Source organism: Streptomyces sp. NPDC111628 (genome assembly GCF_055635195.1).
The window spans coordinates 1099933-1113181 of record NZ_JBVKBZ010000002.1; the positions used below are offsets into that span (position 1 = coordinate 1099933).

Sequence of the window (13249 nt, forward strand, 5' to 3'; positions counted from 1 at the left end):
CCATGCCAATGCACGGCCTTTCCGTGCCGCCGCTTCGGCGCCACGGCGACCCGTTCCCTCCGGTTGACCGGGCGCCGACGGGGCACTCAGTGCTGCGTCCTCGCGATGACGGCCGCACGGCGGCCACTGGACGTGGGAGGTACGCGTGGCGGTTCGGCACAGGCTCATCCAGGCGACCCCGGACGCGGTCTGGGACGTCCTCGCGGACGGCGACCTGTACGTGGAATGGGTCGTGGGACCCTCCGAGGTCACCCCCAGGGCCGGACAGTGGCCGCAGGTCGGCGCGACGATCGCGTACGAGGTGCGGCTCGGGCCGCTGCGGCTGCACAACGAGTCGGTGGTCAGACGCTGCGTGCCGGGCTCCGAGCTGGAGCTGGAGGCGAAGGCGGGCAGGCTCGGCACGGCCCGGATCGCCGTCGAACTGCGTCCCTGGGGCGAGCAGTGCCTGGTGATCGTGGACGAACACCCCCTGCGCGGCCCCGGCGGCCTGCTGCACAACGTCGGCGTCGAGGCGCTGATCCAGGTGCGGCACCGGGCCATGCTCGCCAGGCTCGCGAAACTGTGCGAGTCCGCGGCCGGTGAGCGGTGCCGTCCCGACCCCTCGGACGCGGTGGGATCCGTGGAGTACCGGCCGGGAACCGGCCGTGCCTGACGCCGTCGTGGTCGGGGCCGGACCCAACGGCCTGGTGGCGGCGAACCTGCTGGCCGACGCCGGCTGGAGCGTGACGGTCCTGGAGGAGCAGCCCGAGCCCGGCGGCGCGGTGCGGCACGACGGCGAGGTCGCCCCCGGCTTCGTCAACGACCTGTTCAGCTCCTTCTACCCGCTCGCCGCCGCCTCCCCGGTCCTCGGCGGACTGCGGCTGGAGGAGCACGGGCTGCGCTGGGCCCACGCGCCCCACGTACTGGCCCACCCCCTGACCGACGGGACCTGCGCGGTCCTCGACCGTGACGTCGCGACCACCGCCGCCTCCCTGGACGCCTTCGCCCTCGGGGACGGCGCCGCCTGGGAGCGGCTGCACGCGGTGTGGGACCGCTACCGGGCCGACATCCTGGACGCCCTGTTCACACCCTTCCCGCCGGTGCGCGCCACCGCCCGACTGGCCCTGCGGCTGCGCGGCGCGGGCGGACTCAGGCTCGCCCGCACCCTGGTGCTGCCGGTGCGCCGCATGGGCGAGGAGGAGTTCCGCGGGGAGGGCGGCAGGCTGCTGCTGGCCGGCAACGCCCTGCACGCCGACCTCGCCCCCGAGGCGGCGGGCAGCGGCGGCTTCGGCTGGCTGATGTCGATGCTCGGACAGACCTACGGCTTCCCCGTGCCGGTCGGCGGTTCCGGCGCCCTCACCGAGGCCCTGGTCCACCGGTTGCGCGCCCGGGGCGGCACGCTGCACTGCGGCCGGCGCGTCGAACGGGTCCTGGTCCGCGACCGGCGCGCCGTCGGCGTGCGCACCGCCGACGGGGAGACGGTCACCGCCCGCCGCGCCGTCCTCGCGGACGTCTCCGTGCCCGCCCTCTACGGCGGGCTCGTCGCCCCGGCGGACCTGCCGGACCAGGTCCTCACCGACCTGCGGCGCTTCCAGTGGGACTTCGCCACCTTCAAGGTGGACTGGGCACTGGACGGGCCCGTGCCCTGGCAGTGCGAGGCGGCGGCGCGGGCCGGCACCGTGCACCTGTCCGACGGCCTCGACGAACTGACCCGGTTCGCCGCCCAGATCGCCATGCGGCAGGTCCCCGACCGTCCCTTCTCGCTGTTCGGCCAGATGACCACCACGGACCCGACCCGCTCACCGCGCGGCACGGAGTCCGCCTGGGCCTACACCCACGTCCCCCACGACATCCGCGCCGACGCGGGCGAGGAGGGCATCACGGGCACGTGGGACACCGGGGAGCGGGAACTGATGGCGGACCGGGTCGAACGCCAGGTGGAACGCTTCGCGCCCGGTTTCCGGGCGCTGGTACGGGCCCGTCGCGTGCTGGCCCCGCCGACGCTCCAGGCCATGAACGCCAACCTGGAGGGCGGCGCCATCAACGGCGGCACCACCGCCATGCACCAGCAGCTCGTCTTCCGGCCCGTGCCCGGCACCGGGCGGCCCGAGACTCCGGTGGCCGGTCTCTTCCTCGCCTCCGCGGGCGCCCACCCCGGGGGCGGGGTGCACGGAGCGCCCGGCGCCAACGCCGCGCGCGCCGCACTGCGCCAGCACCGGTTCGCGGGCCTCGCCCGGCTCCAGCGGGCCCTGACCCGGCGGGACCGGGCCGGTGACCGGCACTGACCGTCGCGACCGTATGCCAAGCACCCCGCGACCGTATGCCAAGCACCCCGCGACCGTATGCCAAGCACCCCGCGACCGTATGCCAAGCACCGAGGAAAGGGCCGACCGTGACAGACAGCCCCCTCCAGAACCGCACCGTCGTGGTGACCGGCGCCGCCCGCGGACTCGGTGCCGCCCTGGCCCGCGCCTGCGCACTCCGCGGCGCCCGGATCGCGCTGCTCGGTCTCGAGAAGCCCCGGCTGGACGCCCTGGCGGCGGAGTTGCCGACCCCGGCGCTCGCCGTCGAGGCCGACGTCACCGACCCCGCCGCGCTGGCCGACGCGGCCGGTGAGACGCGCCGGCGCCTGGGAAAGCCGTCGGTCGTGGTGGCGAACGCCGGTATCGCGCACGGCGGACCCTTCGCCACGTCGGACCCCGCCGAGTGGCGCCGCGTCGTCGACGTGAACCTGACCGGCAGCGCCCACACGGCCCGCGCCTTCCTGCCGGACCTGCTCGACACCGCCGGCTACCACCTCCAGATCGCCTCGCTGGCCTCGCTCGGTGCCGCGCCCATGATGAGCGCCTACTGCGCCTCCAAGGCGGGCGTGGAGGCCTTCGCCCACTCGCTGCGCGCCGAGGTGGCCCACCGTGGCGTCGCCGTGGGCATCGCCTATCTCAACTGGATCGACACCGACATGATCCGCGACGCCGACCGCCACCCGGTCCTGCGTGAACTGCGCGGCCACATGCCGCCCCCGGCCCGCCGCACCTTCCCGGCGGACGACGTCGCCGCCCGGCTGGTCCGGGCGCTGGAGCGCCGCCGTACCGCCGTGTACGTGCCGGGCTGGCTGCGCCTGGTGCAGCTGGGGCGCGCGTCACTGCCGCCCGCGGTGGCACGGCTGTCCCGCCGTGAACTGCCCCGCCTGGAGGCCGAGGACGCGCTGGGACCCACCGGTCCGCTCGGCGCGGGCGGCCGGGCCGCCCACGCGGCGGGGACACGTACGTAGCCGCTGGTGCCGACGCGGTGCCGGGTCAGCGCGTCCCGAACCGTCGGGCCAGGGCACGCAGCGGCGCGGAGCGGCCCCGGTCGGGCACCGTCCACAGCGTCTCGCCCCGCACGCCCCACCGCTCCAGCAGGGCGTTTGCGGCGAGGAAACCGGAGGTCGCCGCGCGCTCCATCAGCGCCACGGGCAGACCCGTACGGACCAGGTCCCCGGCGACGACGACGGCCGGATCGGGGGTGCGGACCGTGGGGCGGTCGCGGTAGCCACCGACGGTGAACAGCGGGCAGTCCGCCCGCCACTCGTGGCGTGCGGCGACCACCCGGGCCCGACGGGTCTCCGGATACACCTGGTGCAACGCGTCGACGAGCCGCTTCTCCTCGACCTCCCGGACCGCCGTCGGCGGCACGGCGTAGGCGTGGAGTTCGACGACACAGCCGCCGGTGCGGGCCGCCCAGCGGGCCGCCTCGCCCTCCCAGTGGGAGAGCACGCTGACGTTGTCCAGCGGGCCGTAACCGCTCGTGCCGAGGAAACCGGGCCGGCCGGAGGCGACCGGGCGGTCCAGCCACAGCCGGGAGACCAGGAACGGCGGAGCGTGGCGCAGCCCTGCCACCCGCGCCCGCCAGGCGGCGTCGCCCAGGTGCGGTGAGCGGGCGACCACGCCCCGCAGCCCGCCGGTGTCCATCGCGAGCACCACGGCGTCGTACGCCCGGGCCCCGGCGGCGTCGACCACGAGCTGCCCGCCGGACGGACCGGGCCGGACGGCCTCGACGGACGTGCTCGTCCGCAGCTCGGCCCCGTGCCGTGCCAGGTGTCCCGCGAGGGGGTCCCACAGCGCCCGCGGGAACGGCTCGCGCGGTACGTCGAACAGCAGCCCCTCGCTGGAGCCGAGGAAGTAGATGTGGAACATCAGCGCCATCTCCGCGGCCGACAGCTCGCGCGGGTCCGCGAAGAAGCTGCGGGAGAACACCTCGAAGGCCAGATGGCGCGCGGCGGCCGGAAAGCGCAGGGAGTCGAGGAACTCGTGGGCGCTGACGCCGTCCAGGCGCTCGTGGACGCGGCGGGTACGGACGTCGAGGAGCGGCAGCGCGGCCGAGGGCCGCAGGGCCGTCAGGTCGCGCGGGCCGAAGCTGGGACTCAGGGCGACGAAGGCGAGGGCGCTCAACGGGGGAGTGCGCGGAATCCTGCGGAAGCTGTCGCACAGCCCGCCGCTGTGCCGCAGCGGGTAGTCCGGCAGTCCGGTCAGCATGGCAAGGCCCGGATCGCAACGGCGCAGCAGGCTCCGCAGGTTGTAGTACTGGCGGAAGAAGGCGTGGAAGCCCCGGCTCATCGTGGCCGGAGTGCCGTCCGGCAGGGTGATCGTCCAGCCCCCGACCCGGCCGCCGAGCACCGGCTCGCGCTCGTGCAGCACCACGCGCACCCCGCGTTCCGCCAGTGCGGTCGCCGCCGCGAGGCCCGCGATGCCGCCGCCGACCACCGCCACCGACGGCGGATCGCCCGCGACCCGCTCCCGCCCCGGTGCGGGGGGCAGCACCCGCGCCCGCCGGTCCCTCCCGGGAAGCCGCCCCTCGCCCCCGTGTCCGGCCCCACCGCGCCGGATCACCGCGCACCGCCGCCGCGGGGCTCGGTGCCCTCCGCCCGGCGGGCGGAGGGCGGGGCGTGGGCATGGCGGCCCGGTCCGGCGGCGGGCGGCCGGCCGCGGTGGCCTGCCGGGCGGTCGGGCGCGGTGGCCGGCGCGGTGTCGGGCGGCGAGGGCATCGAGGGCATCGAGGGCTCCCGGTTCGGTCGGCGCTCAGTGGAGGGGCAGGTGGCGGCGGCGCAGCCACGGCAGTTCGGCCGCTGTGCGCAGCATCGGCAGGACGGGCACGCGCAGACCGACCGCGAGGTCCTCGTACAGCCGCGACCGGCCGTCGAGGAAGCGCAGCAGCCGGTCGGCGGGTACGCGGTCGAACAGCCGGAAGAAGAGGTCGGGCCCGTCGACCCGGCCGGTGTCCAGGGCGCGCAGCAGCACCGCGTCCATCAGCCGGGCCCGTGCCGGATGCGGGGGAGGAGGCACCGGACGGCGGCCCGCGCGCACCGCACGCGCCACGGCCTCGGACTGCCGCTGCACGGCGGCGAAGGTGTAGCCCGTGGACGCCCGGGTCGCGCCGCCCGCGACGCCGATCCGGAAGACCCGGTCGCTGCCCCCGGCCCGACGGTCGAAGACGGCGTCGGTCATCGGGATGACGCCCTGCTCGGCCGAGAGCACCTCCGTCGCGCCGGTGCGCAGGACACGCCCCGTGTAGTCCTCCAGCGCGCGGTCGTACGCCTCGGTCGTCAGGGGTTCCGGGCCGAACTCGGTGTACTCGACGAGCGCGGTGTGCCGTCCGGTCGGCAGCACATAGCCGAACGACAGCCCCCGGGCGGGCTGGGCGGTGCGGAAGTCCATCAGGTCGACCGCCTCCGGCTCGAAGACCGGCCGCTCGGTACGGACGAACCAGCCGCGGAAGTGCTGGAGCAGACGGGTGCGGGCGGCCGGCAGGCGGTCCGGCGGACGGGAGTCGAAGACCCAGCGGGCGCGCAGGTCGACCGGTGCTCCCGCCGCGTCCGTGGCCGCCACCCGCACGGTGGCGTCCGGCAGTCCGGTCACGGCGCCGACGACGGCCTCGACGCGCCGCAGCCCCGGACGGTCCTTCAGATCCCGTTCCACCAAGGCCTCGAAGTCGTCCGAGCGGATCATCTTGTAGCGGGCGGGCGCGATGTGCCGCCGGACGGCCCTCCCGTCCCGGCCGTGCACCCGCAGCCACTCCCACGACGCGGTCGCCGCCGGGTCGAAGCGGCCGGGCCCCGCCTCCCAGAAGCACCAGGTGCGACGCGGCGGCCGCAGCGGCCCCGGCGGCGGATCGACCAGGACTACGGAGGACACCGCACGGGGTGACGCCCGCGCCGGGAGCCGGTGCGCCAAGGAGAGCCCGGCCGCTCCCGCACCGACGACCACGATGTCCGCGTCGAGCACACCCGCCTCCTTCCCGTCGGTCCGTCCGCCGGTCCGATCCGGTGCGGCGGAGTATTCCGCCCGTCGCCGCCTGCGGCCGTACGGCGCGCTGGACGGCGCGACACGGGCGCCCGCCGAGGGCCGCGGCGCCGCCGAGCGGGTGACGGCCGGACGGGTGACGGCCGGACGGGTGGCTGCCGGACGGGTGGCTGCCGGACGGGAACCGGCCCCTGCCGCGTCGTACCGGAAGCGAAGGGGGAAGGCATGACGCCGACCCCACGAGAGGACCCGCGATGCGCCCTGGCACGGTCGACGACGGAACCCACGGCACGGGCCGGCCGCGCGCGGTCCGGGACGTGCGATGACGCGGACGGTGCCCGGACGCACGGACCACGTCGTGGTGGTCGGGGCCGGGCTCGCCGGGCTGTCCGCCGCCCTGCACCTGCTGGGCGCGGGACGGCGGGTGACCGTCGTGGAACGCGAACCCCGGCCCGGCGGCCGGGCCGGACGGCGTGAACTCGGCGGCTACCACCTCGACACCGGCCCGACCGTGCTGACCATGCCGGACCTGGCCGACGAGGCCTTCGCGGCCGTCGGCGAGCGGCTGCGCGACCGCGTCGAACTGCTGCCCCTGCACCCCGCCTACCGCGCCTGCTTCGCCGACGGCACCGCACTGGACGTCCACACGGACGCCGACGCCATGGAGGCGGAGGTCGAACGGTTCGCCGGGACCAGGGAGGCGGCCGGGTACCGGCGGCTGCGCGACTGGCTGGGGCGGCTGTACGCCGTGCAGCTGCGCCGTTTCATCGACGCCAACTTCGACTCCCCGCTCGGCCTGCTCACCCCCGACCTGGCCCGGCTCGCCGCCCTCGGCGGTTTCGGCCGACTCGACGCCCGCGTCGGACGGTTCCTGACCGACGAACGGCTCAAGCGGGTCTTCTCCTTCCAGGCCCTGTACGCCGGTGTCGCACCGGCCCGCGCGCTGGCCGCCTACGCCGTCATCGCGTACATGGACACCGTGGCCGGGGTGTACTTCCCGCGCGGCGGCATGCACGCCCTGCCCCGCGCCATGGCCGGTGCCGCCGTGGACGCCGGGGCCGACCTGCGCCTGGGGCGCGACGTCACCCGCCTGGAGCGGTCCGGCACCCGCGTCACCGCGGTCGTCACCGAGCACGAGCGCATCCCGTGCGACGCCGTCGTCCTCACCCCCGACCTGCCCGTCGCCCACCGGCTGCTGGGCCGCCGACCGCGCCGTCCCCTCGCCCTGCGGCACGCGCCCTCCGCCGTCGTCCTGCACGCCGGCACCACCCGCACCTGGCCGCACCTCGCCCACCACACGCTCTCCTTCGGCGCCGCGTGGCACCGGACCTTCGACGAACTCACCAGGACCGGCACCCTCATGACCGACCCGTCCCTGCTGATCACCAGACCCACCGCCCACGACCCCACCCTCGCCCCCGAGGGCCGCCACCTCCACTACGTCCTCGCGCCCTGCCCCAACACCGACATCGGCCCCGGCGCCCACGCCTGGCACGACCTCGCCCCCCGCTACCGCGACCGCCTGCTCGCCACCCTGGAACGCCGGGGACTGACCGGGATCGCCGCCGCGGTCGAGCAGGAGTGCCTGGTGACGCCCGCCGACTGGACCGCGCAGGGGCATGCCGCCGGCACCCCCTTCTCGGTGGCCCACACCTTCGCCCAGACCGGGCCCTTCCGGCCCCGCAACCTGGTGGGCGGCACCGACAACGCGGTCCTCGCGGGCTGCGGGACCACTCCGGGCGTCGGCGTGCCGACCGTACTGCTCTCCGGGAAACTGGCCGCCGCCCGCATCACCGGACCGCGGGCCCGCCCCGCGGCGGCGCGGGAGGCCCGCCGATGACGCGGCGCGAACTCGACGCCGCCGGCATCACCGACCCCCGGCTGCGCGCCGCCTACATCCGCTGCCGGCTCCTCAACGCCCGCCACGGACGCACCTACTTCCTGGCCACCCGCCTCCTGCCCGCCGACCGCAGGCCCGCCGTGCACGCCCTGTACGGGTTCGCACGGTGGGCGGACGACATCGTCGACGACACCGGGGACGGCGCCACGCCCGCCGAGCGCGCCGCCGCCCTCGCCCGCCTCGACCGACTGCTGCGGCGGGCGCTCACCGGATGCGGAGCGACCGACGAGCCCGTGGTGCTCGCCCTGGCCGACACCGCCGACCGGTACGCCATCGAACCGGCGCACTTCACCGACTTCATGGCCTCGATGCGCGCCGACCTCACGGTCACCGACTACGCCACCTACGCCGACCTGCGCGCCTACATGCACGGCTCGGCCGCCGTCATCGGCCTCCAGATGCTGCCCGTCCTCGGCACCGTGACCGCCCGCGCCCTGGCCGCCCCGCACGCCGCCGCGCTGGGCGTCGCCTTCCAGCTGACCAACTTCCTGCGGGACGTGGGCGAGGACCTGGACCGCGGCCGGATCTACCTCCCCGCCGACCTGCTGGCCGCGCACGGCGTCCACCGGGACCTGCTGCTCTGGAGCAGGCGCACCGGCCACCGCGACCCGCGCATCACCGGCGCGCTGCGGGCCGCCGAGGACCTCACCCGGGCCGTCTACCGCGAGGCCGAGCCCGGACTGGCCATGCTCGACCCCGTCGCGCGGCCCTGCATCCGCACCGCCTGCCTGCTCTACCGGAACATCCTCGACACCATCGCGGAGGGCGGGTACGCGGTCCTGCACCGCCGTGCGGTGGTGTCCCGCCGGCGCCGTGCGGCCGTCGCGGCCGACGGGCTCGTGCGCGTCCTTTCCGCCCGGCTCGGCGCACGTCGCACCCCCGCGTCCCCGCCGGTGCCCCGAGGCGCCGACGCCCTCGACGTGAAGGAGCCCGGATGAGCACCGGTCCCCGCCCGCGCCGAGGGCGCGTCCCCCTGCGACTGCGGCGCCACGCGGTCCCCTGGCAGCACCAGCGGCCGACCTGGCGCGAGGCACGCCCCGGCGTCATCGCCGCGGCCCTCGACCGGGCCCTGGCACGCCCCTCGGGCAACTGGTACGTCCTCGGCGCGGGCACGGACGTACGCCCCGCGCGTCCGCTGTCCGGCACCGTCGCCGGCGTCGAGGTGGTCGTCTGGCGGGACGCGCGGGGACGTCTGGTGGGCGGCCCCGGCGTCTGCCCCCACCTCGGCGCCCCGCTCGCCGACAGCCCCGTGCGGTGCGGCACGCTCGTGTGCCGCTGGCACGGACTCGCCCTGGACGGCGCCCCGTTCGCGGGCTGGGAGCCGCTGCCGGTCCACGACGACGGCGTACTGGTGTGGGTACGGCTGGACACCGTGGGGGAGGAGCCACCGACCCCGGCGCCCCTCGTGCCCGAGCGGCCGCCGCGCGAGACGGCGCTGACGTCCGTGTGGCGCGGGGTGGGGACCTGCGAGCCCGAGGACGTGGTCGCCAACCGGCTCGACCCGTGGCACGGCGCCTGGTTCCACCCGTACTCCTTCGTGGACCTCACCGTCCTCCGGGCGCCCGGCACGACCCCGGAGGACCGGAGCGACGACGGGGACGGCGACCGCTTCGTGGTGGACGTGTCCTTCAGACTCACCGGCCGTCTGGTCGTCCCCGTACGCGCCGAGTTCACCGCGCCCGGACCCCGCACCGTCGTCATGCGCATCACGGAGGGCGAGGGCACCGGATCCGTCGTGGAGAGCCACGCCACGCCACTCGGCCCGGACTCGAGCGGGCGGCCGCGCACCGCGGTCGTCGAGGCCGTGCTCGCCACCTCGGACCGGCCCGGTTTCCCCTTGGTCCGCCGCCTGGCACCGGCCCTGCGCCCGCTGATGCGCGCCGCCGCCGGCCGCCTGTGGCGCGACGACCTCGCCTACGCCGAACGCCGTGGACACCTGCGCGCCCGCGGCCTCTTCCCCGGCTGAACGGAGCGGCACCGGCATGCAGACCTTCCTCCCCCACCCCGGTTTCCGGGACTCGGCACTCGCCCTCGACCGGCGGCGCCTGGGCAAACAGCGCGTGGAGGCGCTCCAGGTGCTGCGCGGACTCACCGTCCCCGGCTACGGCTGGCGCCGGCACCCGGCGGTGCGGATGTGGACCGGCTACGAGGAGGCACTGGTCCGCTACGGCCTCGACGTCTGCCGGGTCTGGCGCGAGCACGGGCACCAGGACAGCTGCGCGGCCTCGCTGGTCGCCGGACTCGCCGAGGTCCGTCCGGGCGAGCCGGTGCGCGCCCAGGAGGAGCTGGCGGCCGCCGGGGAACTGCCGCCCTGGCTGGGCGGCGAGGCCTTCCACCGCAGCCACCGCTCGGCACTGGTGCGCAAGGACCCCGCGGCCTACGCCGAACTGTTCCCCGGGGTACCCGACGACCTGCCCTACGTGTGGCCCCGCTCGGACCGGGAGCGCGGGGAGCCGGAAAGCGGCGACGCCTAGGACGGCTCAGGCGGTCGTCGTCGCGGATTGGTCCCCGACGGCGCACACGAAGTGGACCCCGTGACGGGCCGCCGCGCTCTCTAGCGTCGTGGCCATGAACGCCACCACCACGCGCGGGTCCCTGCTCGCCGCGCTCGCCTGCGTCCTCGTCGGAGGATCCTTCACCGCCAACAGCCTGCTCGGCGACTACCCGTACGCGGGTGGCCAGTTCCTGCGCTACGGACTGGCCTTCCTGCTGCTCGTCCCGCTGGCCGGGCCCGGCGCGGCGACCAGGCTGCGCGCCCTCGGCGCCGCCCGGTGGCTGCGCCTCGCACTGCTCGCGGCCGTGGGCATGGTCGGCTTCAACCTGGCCGTCCTCGCCGCGGAACGCACGGCCGAGCCCGCGGTACCCGGCGTCTTCGTGGGCTGCGCGCCCGTGGTCGTCGCCGTCCTGGTCCCCCTCCTGGAGGGGCGCCGTCCGCAACGGATCGTCCTGTACGGGGCGTTGTTCGTCGCCGTGGGCGCCTTCACGGTCCAGGGCTGGGGGCGCACCGACGGCGCGGGCATCGCCTTCTCCGTGTGCGCCCTGGTCGGCGAGGTGGGCTTCGCGGTGCTGGCCGTGCCCGTCCTGCGGCCGCTGGGCCCGCGGCTGCTGTCCACCGTGGTGTGCGGCGTCGCGGCGGCCGAGTCGGCGCTGGCCGGTGTCCTGGCCGACGGGACCGGGTGGCTGCGCCGGCCGGACGCGGTGGAGGCGGGCGCGCTGCTGTGGCAGGCGGTGGTGGTCACCGTCGTCGGGTTCGTGTGCTGGTACATGGGCATGCAGCGGATCGGTGCCGAGCGCGCCACCCTGTTCTCCGGACTGATCCCGGTCGCCGCCGCGTGCACGGCACCGCTCGTCGGCACCGGCTCCTACGGCGCCGCCCAGGCCGTGGGCAGCGCCCTGGTCTTCGCCGGGGTCGCCGTGGGGTCGGGCGCGGTGCGCCCGCTCGCGCGCGGACGAGGGACCGCGGCGGAGCGTCAGACGGCGCCCGAGCGGTCCTTGGAGAAGCTGTAGAGGTCCTTCGAGGTCGTGATGAGTTCCCGCTGTTCCTGCCGGGAGCCGACCATGGGCTGCGAACCGCGCAGCGGCACCTGGGCGCTCTCCGGCAGGAACTTCACGGTCGCCAGGCCGACGGCGCCCGCGACCATCAGGTAGTAGGCGGGCATCAGTTCGTCGCCCGTGATGCTGACCAGCGCCTCGGCGACCAGCGGTGTGGTGCCGCCGAAGGCCGCGACGGCGAAGTTGAAGCCGATGGCCATGGCGGCGTAGCGCACTGCGGTCGGGAACAGCGCCGGCAGGGTGGCGGCGCTCGGCGCGGCGAAGCAGGCCAGCAGCGTGGACAGCAGCAGGACCCCGGCCACCGGCGCCCAGACACCGTCCGCCCTCAGCAGCAGGAAGGCCGGGACGGCGAGGACGATCATCGCCGCGGCGCCGGTGGCGTAGAGCGGGCGGCGGCCGACGTGGTCGCTGAGCCGGCCCAGGAAGGTGATCAGCAGCACGATCCACACCATGCCGATCAGCACCAGCACGTCCGCGAAGCCGCTGGAGCGGTCCAGGGTCTCCGTCTGGTACGTCGGCAGATAGCCGGTCACCATGTAGTTGGTGACGTTGTAGAGCAGTACCAGGCCCATGCACACCAGCAGCGGGCGCCAGTGCTCGCGCACGATGGTCTTGAACTCGCTGCCCGCCGACTCCTGTGCCAGGCCCTTCTCGTGCTCGTCGAGCTGCTGCTGGAAGGCGGGCGACTCCTCCAGCTTGAGCCGCATGTACAGGCCGATGACACCGAGCGGCCCGGCGATCAGGAACGGCAGCCGCCAGCCCCAGTGCAGCATCTGGGCGTCCGTCAGCGCCAGGTTCAGGACGGTGACCAGCGCCGAACCGGCGGCGTAGCCGACGAAGGTGCCGAAGTCGAGCCAGCTGGAGAGGAAGCCGCGCCGCCGGTCGGGTGAGTACTCGGCGACGAAGGTGGTGGCGCCGCCGTACTCGCCGCCCGTGGAGAAGCCCTGGACCATCCGGGCGAGCAGCAGCAGGATCGGGGCGGCGACGCCGATGGTGGCGTAGCTGGGGATGAGGCCGATGGAGAAGGTGCCGAGAGCCATCATGATCATGGTGGTGGCGAGCACCTTCTGCCGCCCGATGCGGTCCCCCAGCGGCCCGAAGACCAGGCCGCCGAGCGGGCGCACGACGAAGGCCGCGGCGAAGGTGGCGAAGGAGGAGATGACCTGGGCGGCCGGAGAGGCGCCGGGGAAGAACACCTTCCCGATGGTGGCGGCCAGGTAGCTGTAGACGCCGAAGTCGAACCACTCCATGCAGTTGCCGAGCGCCGAGGCCCCGACCGCGCGCTTGAGCAGGGGCTTCTCGACGACCTGGACGTCCTCCTCGCGAAACGCCCGCCTGGTGCGGCGGAGCCGGCGGGTCAGCTCCTCGCGCACCTGCCGCGGCAGGTGCGCGATCGAGCTCGGCATCTTCGCCCCGTCCGGGGGGCCGGTCCCGCCGTCGGGCTTCGCCTCCACCACGCCGTCGCCTCTCCGTCGCTCCGCCACGATTCGCCTGAGCGAATTCTGTGCAGGAACCCGGGGCGGGCGCATGCCGGGGCGGG

Annotated in this window: 12 protein-coding genes; 8 read left to right on the forward strand and 4 right to left on the reverse strand. The window is 75.7% G+C overall.

Annotated features, from left to right (window positions below; all coding sequences use genetic code 11):
* Window positions 1-145: 145 nt before the first annotated feature.
* From ACZ7MF_RS12660 to ACZ7MF_RS12670, 3 genes are all read left to right on the forward strand, one after another.
* The gene (locus ACZ7MF_RS12660; RefSeq protein ID WP_471476413.1) at window positions 146-652 is read left to right on the forward strand and encodes an SRPBCC family protein; all 507 of its coding nucleotides are present in this window, start codon (window positions 146-148) and stop codon (window positions 650-652) included.
* Window positions 645-2264, forward strand: coding sequence for a phytoene desaturase family protein (locus ACZ7MF_RS12665; RefSeq protein ID WP_471476416.1), 1620 nt, complete (start codon window positions 645-647; stop codon window positions 2262-2264). Before ACZ7MF_RS12660 ends, ACZ7MF_RS12665 begins: the two co-directional genes overlap by 8 nt.
* A gap of 107 nt (window positions 2265-2371) precedes the next feature.
* Window positions 2372-3250, forward strand: coding sequence for an SDR family oxidoreductase (locus ACZ7MF_RS12670; protein WP_471476418.1), 879 nt, complete (start codon window positions 2372-2374; stop codon window positions 3248-3250).
* A 25-nt stretch (window positions 3251-3275) separates the two neighbouring features.
* On the opposite strand, the gene ACZ7MF_RS12675 is transcribed toward ACZ7MF_RS12670, so the two are convergent.
* Genes ACZ7MF_RS12675 through ACZ7MF_RS12685 form a run of 3 tightly spaced genes read right to left on the reverse strand, consistent with a single transcriptional unit; the run spans window position 3276 to window position 6239 of the window.
* The gene (locus tag ACZ7MF_RS12675; RefSeq protein WP_471476422.1) at window positions 3276-4847 is read right to left on the reverse strand and encodes an FAD-dependent oxidoreductase; all 1572 of its coding nucleotides are present in this window, start codon (window positions 4845-4847) and stop codon (window positions 3276-3278) included.
* On the reverse strand, window positions 4844-5011 hold the full coding sequence (locus tag ACZ7MF_RS12680) for a hypothetical protein (protein ID WP_471476424.1): 168 nt from the start codon (window positions 5009-5011) through the stop codon (window positions 4844-4846). Before ACZ7MF_RS12680 ends, ACZ7MF_RS12675 begins: the two co-directional genes overlap by 4 nt.
* A gap of 25 nt (window positions 5012-5036) precedes the next feature.
* Window positions 5037-6239, reverse strand: a complete 1203-nt coding sequence (locus tag ACZ7MF_RS12685; RefSeq protein WP_471476426.1) for a lycopene cyclase family protein — start codon at window positions 6237-6239, stop codon at window positions 5037-5039.
* 340 nt (window positions 6240-6579) lie between these two features.
* Here ACZ7MF_RS12685 and crtI point away from each other — a divergent pair, with 340 nt between their 5' ends.
* The 5 genes from crtI to ACZ7MF_RS12710 all read left to right on the forward strand — a co-directional run bounded on the left by crtI (window position 6580) and on the right by ACZ7MF_RS12710 (window position 11664).
* Entirely contained in the window at window positions 6580-8097 is a 1518-nt protein-coding gene (crtI, locus tag ACZ7MF_RS12690; RefSeq protein WP_471476429.1) for a phytoene desaturase family protein, read from the forward strand.
* On the forward strand, window positions 8094-9095 hold the full coding sequence (locus ACZ7MF_RS12695; RefSeq protein WP_471476432.1) for a phytoene/squalene synthase family protein: 1002 nt from the start codon (window positions 8094-8096) through the stop codon (window positions 9093-9095). Before crtI ends, ACZ7MF_RS12695 begins: the two co-directional genes overlap by 4 nt.
* Entirely contained in the window at window positions 9092-10123 is a 1032-nt protein-coding gene (locus ACZ7MF_RS12700) for a DUF5914 domain-containing protein (RefSeq protein ID WP_471476434.1), read from the forward strand. Before ACZ7MF_RS12695 ends, ACZ7MF_RS12700 begins: the two co-directional genes overlap by 4 nt.
* A 16-nt stretch (window positions 10124-10139) precedes the next feature.
* Entirely contained in the window at window positions 10140-10631 is a 492-nt protein-coding gene (locus ACZ7MF_RS12705) for an MSMEG_6728 family protein (protein WP_471476436.1), read from the forward strand.
* 94 nt (window positions 10632-10725) lie between these two features.
* The gene (locus ACZ7MF_RS12710; RefSeq protein ID WP_471476439.1) at window positions 10726-11664 is read left to right on the forward strand and encodes a DMT family transporter; all 939 of its coding nucleotides are present in this window, start codon (window positions 10726-10728) and stop codon (window positions 11662-11664) included.
* On the opposite strand, the gene ACZ7MF_RS12715 is transcribed toward ACZ7MF_RS12710, so the two are convergent.
* Window positions 11628-13115 carry an MFS transporter gene (locus ACZ7MF_RS12715; RefSeq protein WP_471477227.1) on the reverse strand — a complete coding sequence of 496 codons (1488 nt, stop codon included), beginning with the start codon at window positions 13113-13115 and terminating at the stop codon, window positions 11628-11630. The genes ACZ7MF_RS12710 and ACZ7MF_RS12715 overlap by 37 nt on opposite strands.
* Window positions 13116-13249: the final 134 nt, after the last annotated feature.

Excerpts from the sequence above, each read along its gene's own strand:
- ACZ7MF_RS12695 (WP_471476432.1), top strand. The coding sequence starts at position 8,094 with ATGACGCGGCGCGAACTCGACGCCGCCGGCATCACCGACCCCCGGCTG.
- ACZ7MF_RS12680 (WP_471476424.1), bottom strand. The coding sequence starts at position 5,011 with ATGCCCTCGATGCCCTCGCCGCCCGACACCGCGCCGGCCACCGCGCCC.
- ACZ7MF_RS12715 (WP_471477227.1), bottom strand. The coding sequence starts at position 13,115 with ATGCCGAGCTCGATCGCGCACCTGCCGCGGCAGGTGCGCGAGGAGCTG.
- ACZ7MF_RS12700 (WP_471476434.1), top strand. The coding sequence starts at position 9,092 with ATGAGCACCGGTCCCCGCCCGCGCCGAGGGCGCGTCCCCCTGCGACTG.
- ACZ7MF_RS12705 (WP_471476436.1), top strand. The coding sequence starts at position 10,140 with ATGCAGACCTTCCTCCCCCACCCCGGTTTCCGGGACTCGGCACTCGCC.
- crtI (WP_471476429.1), top strand. The coding sequence starts at position 6,580 with ATGACGCGGACGGTGCCCGGACGCACGGACCACGTCGTGGTGGTCGGG.
- ACZ7MF_RS12710 (WP_471476439.1), top strand. The coding sequence starts at position 10,726 with ATGAACGCCACCACCACGCGCGGGTCCCTGCTCGCCGCGCTCGCCTGC.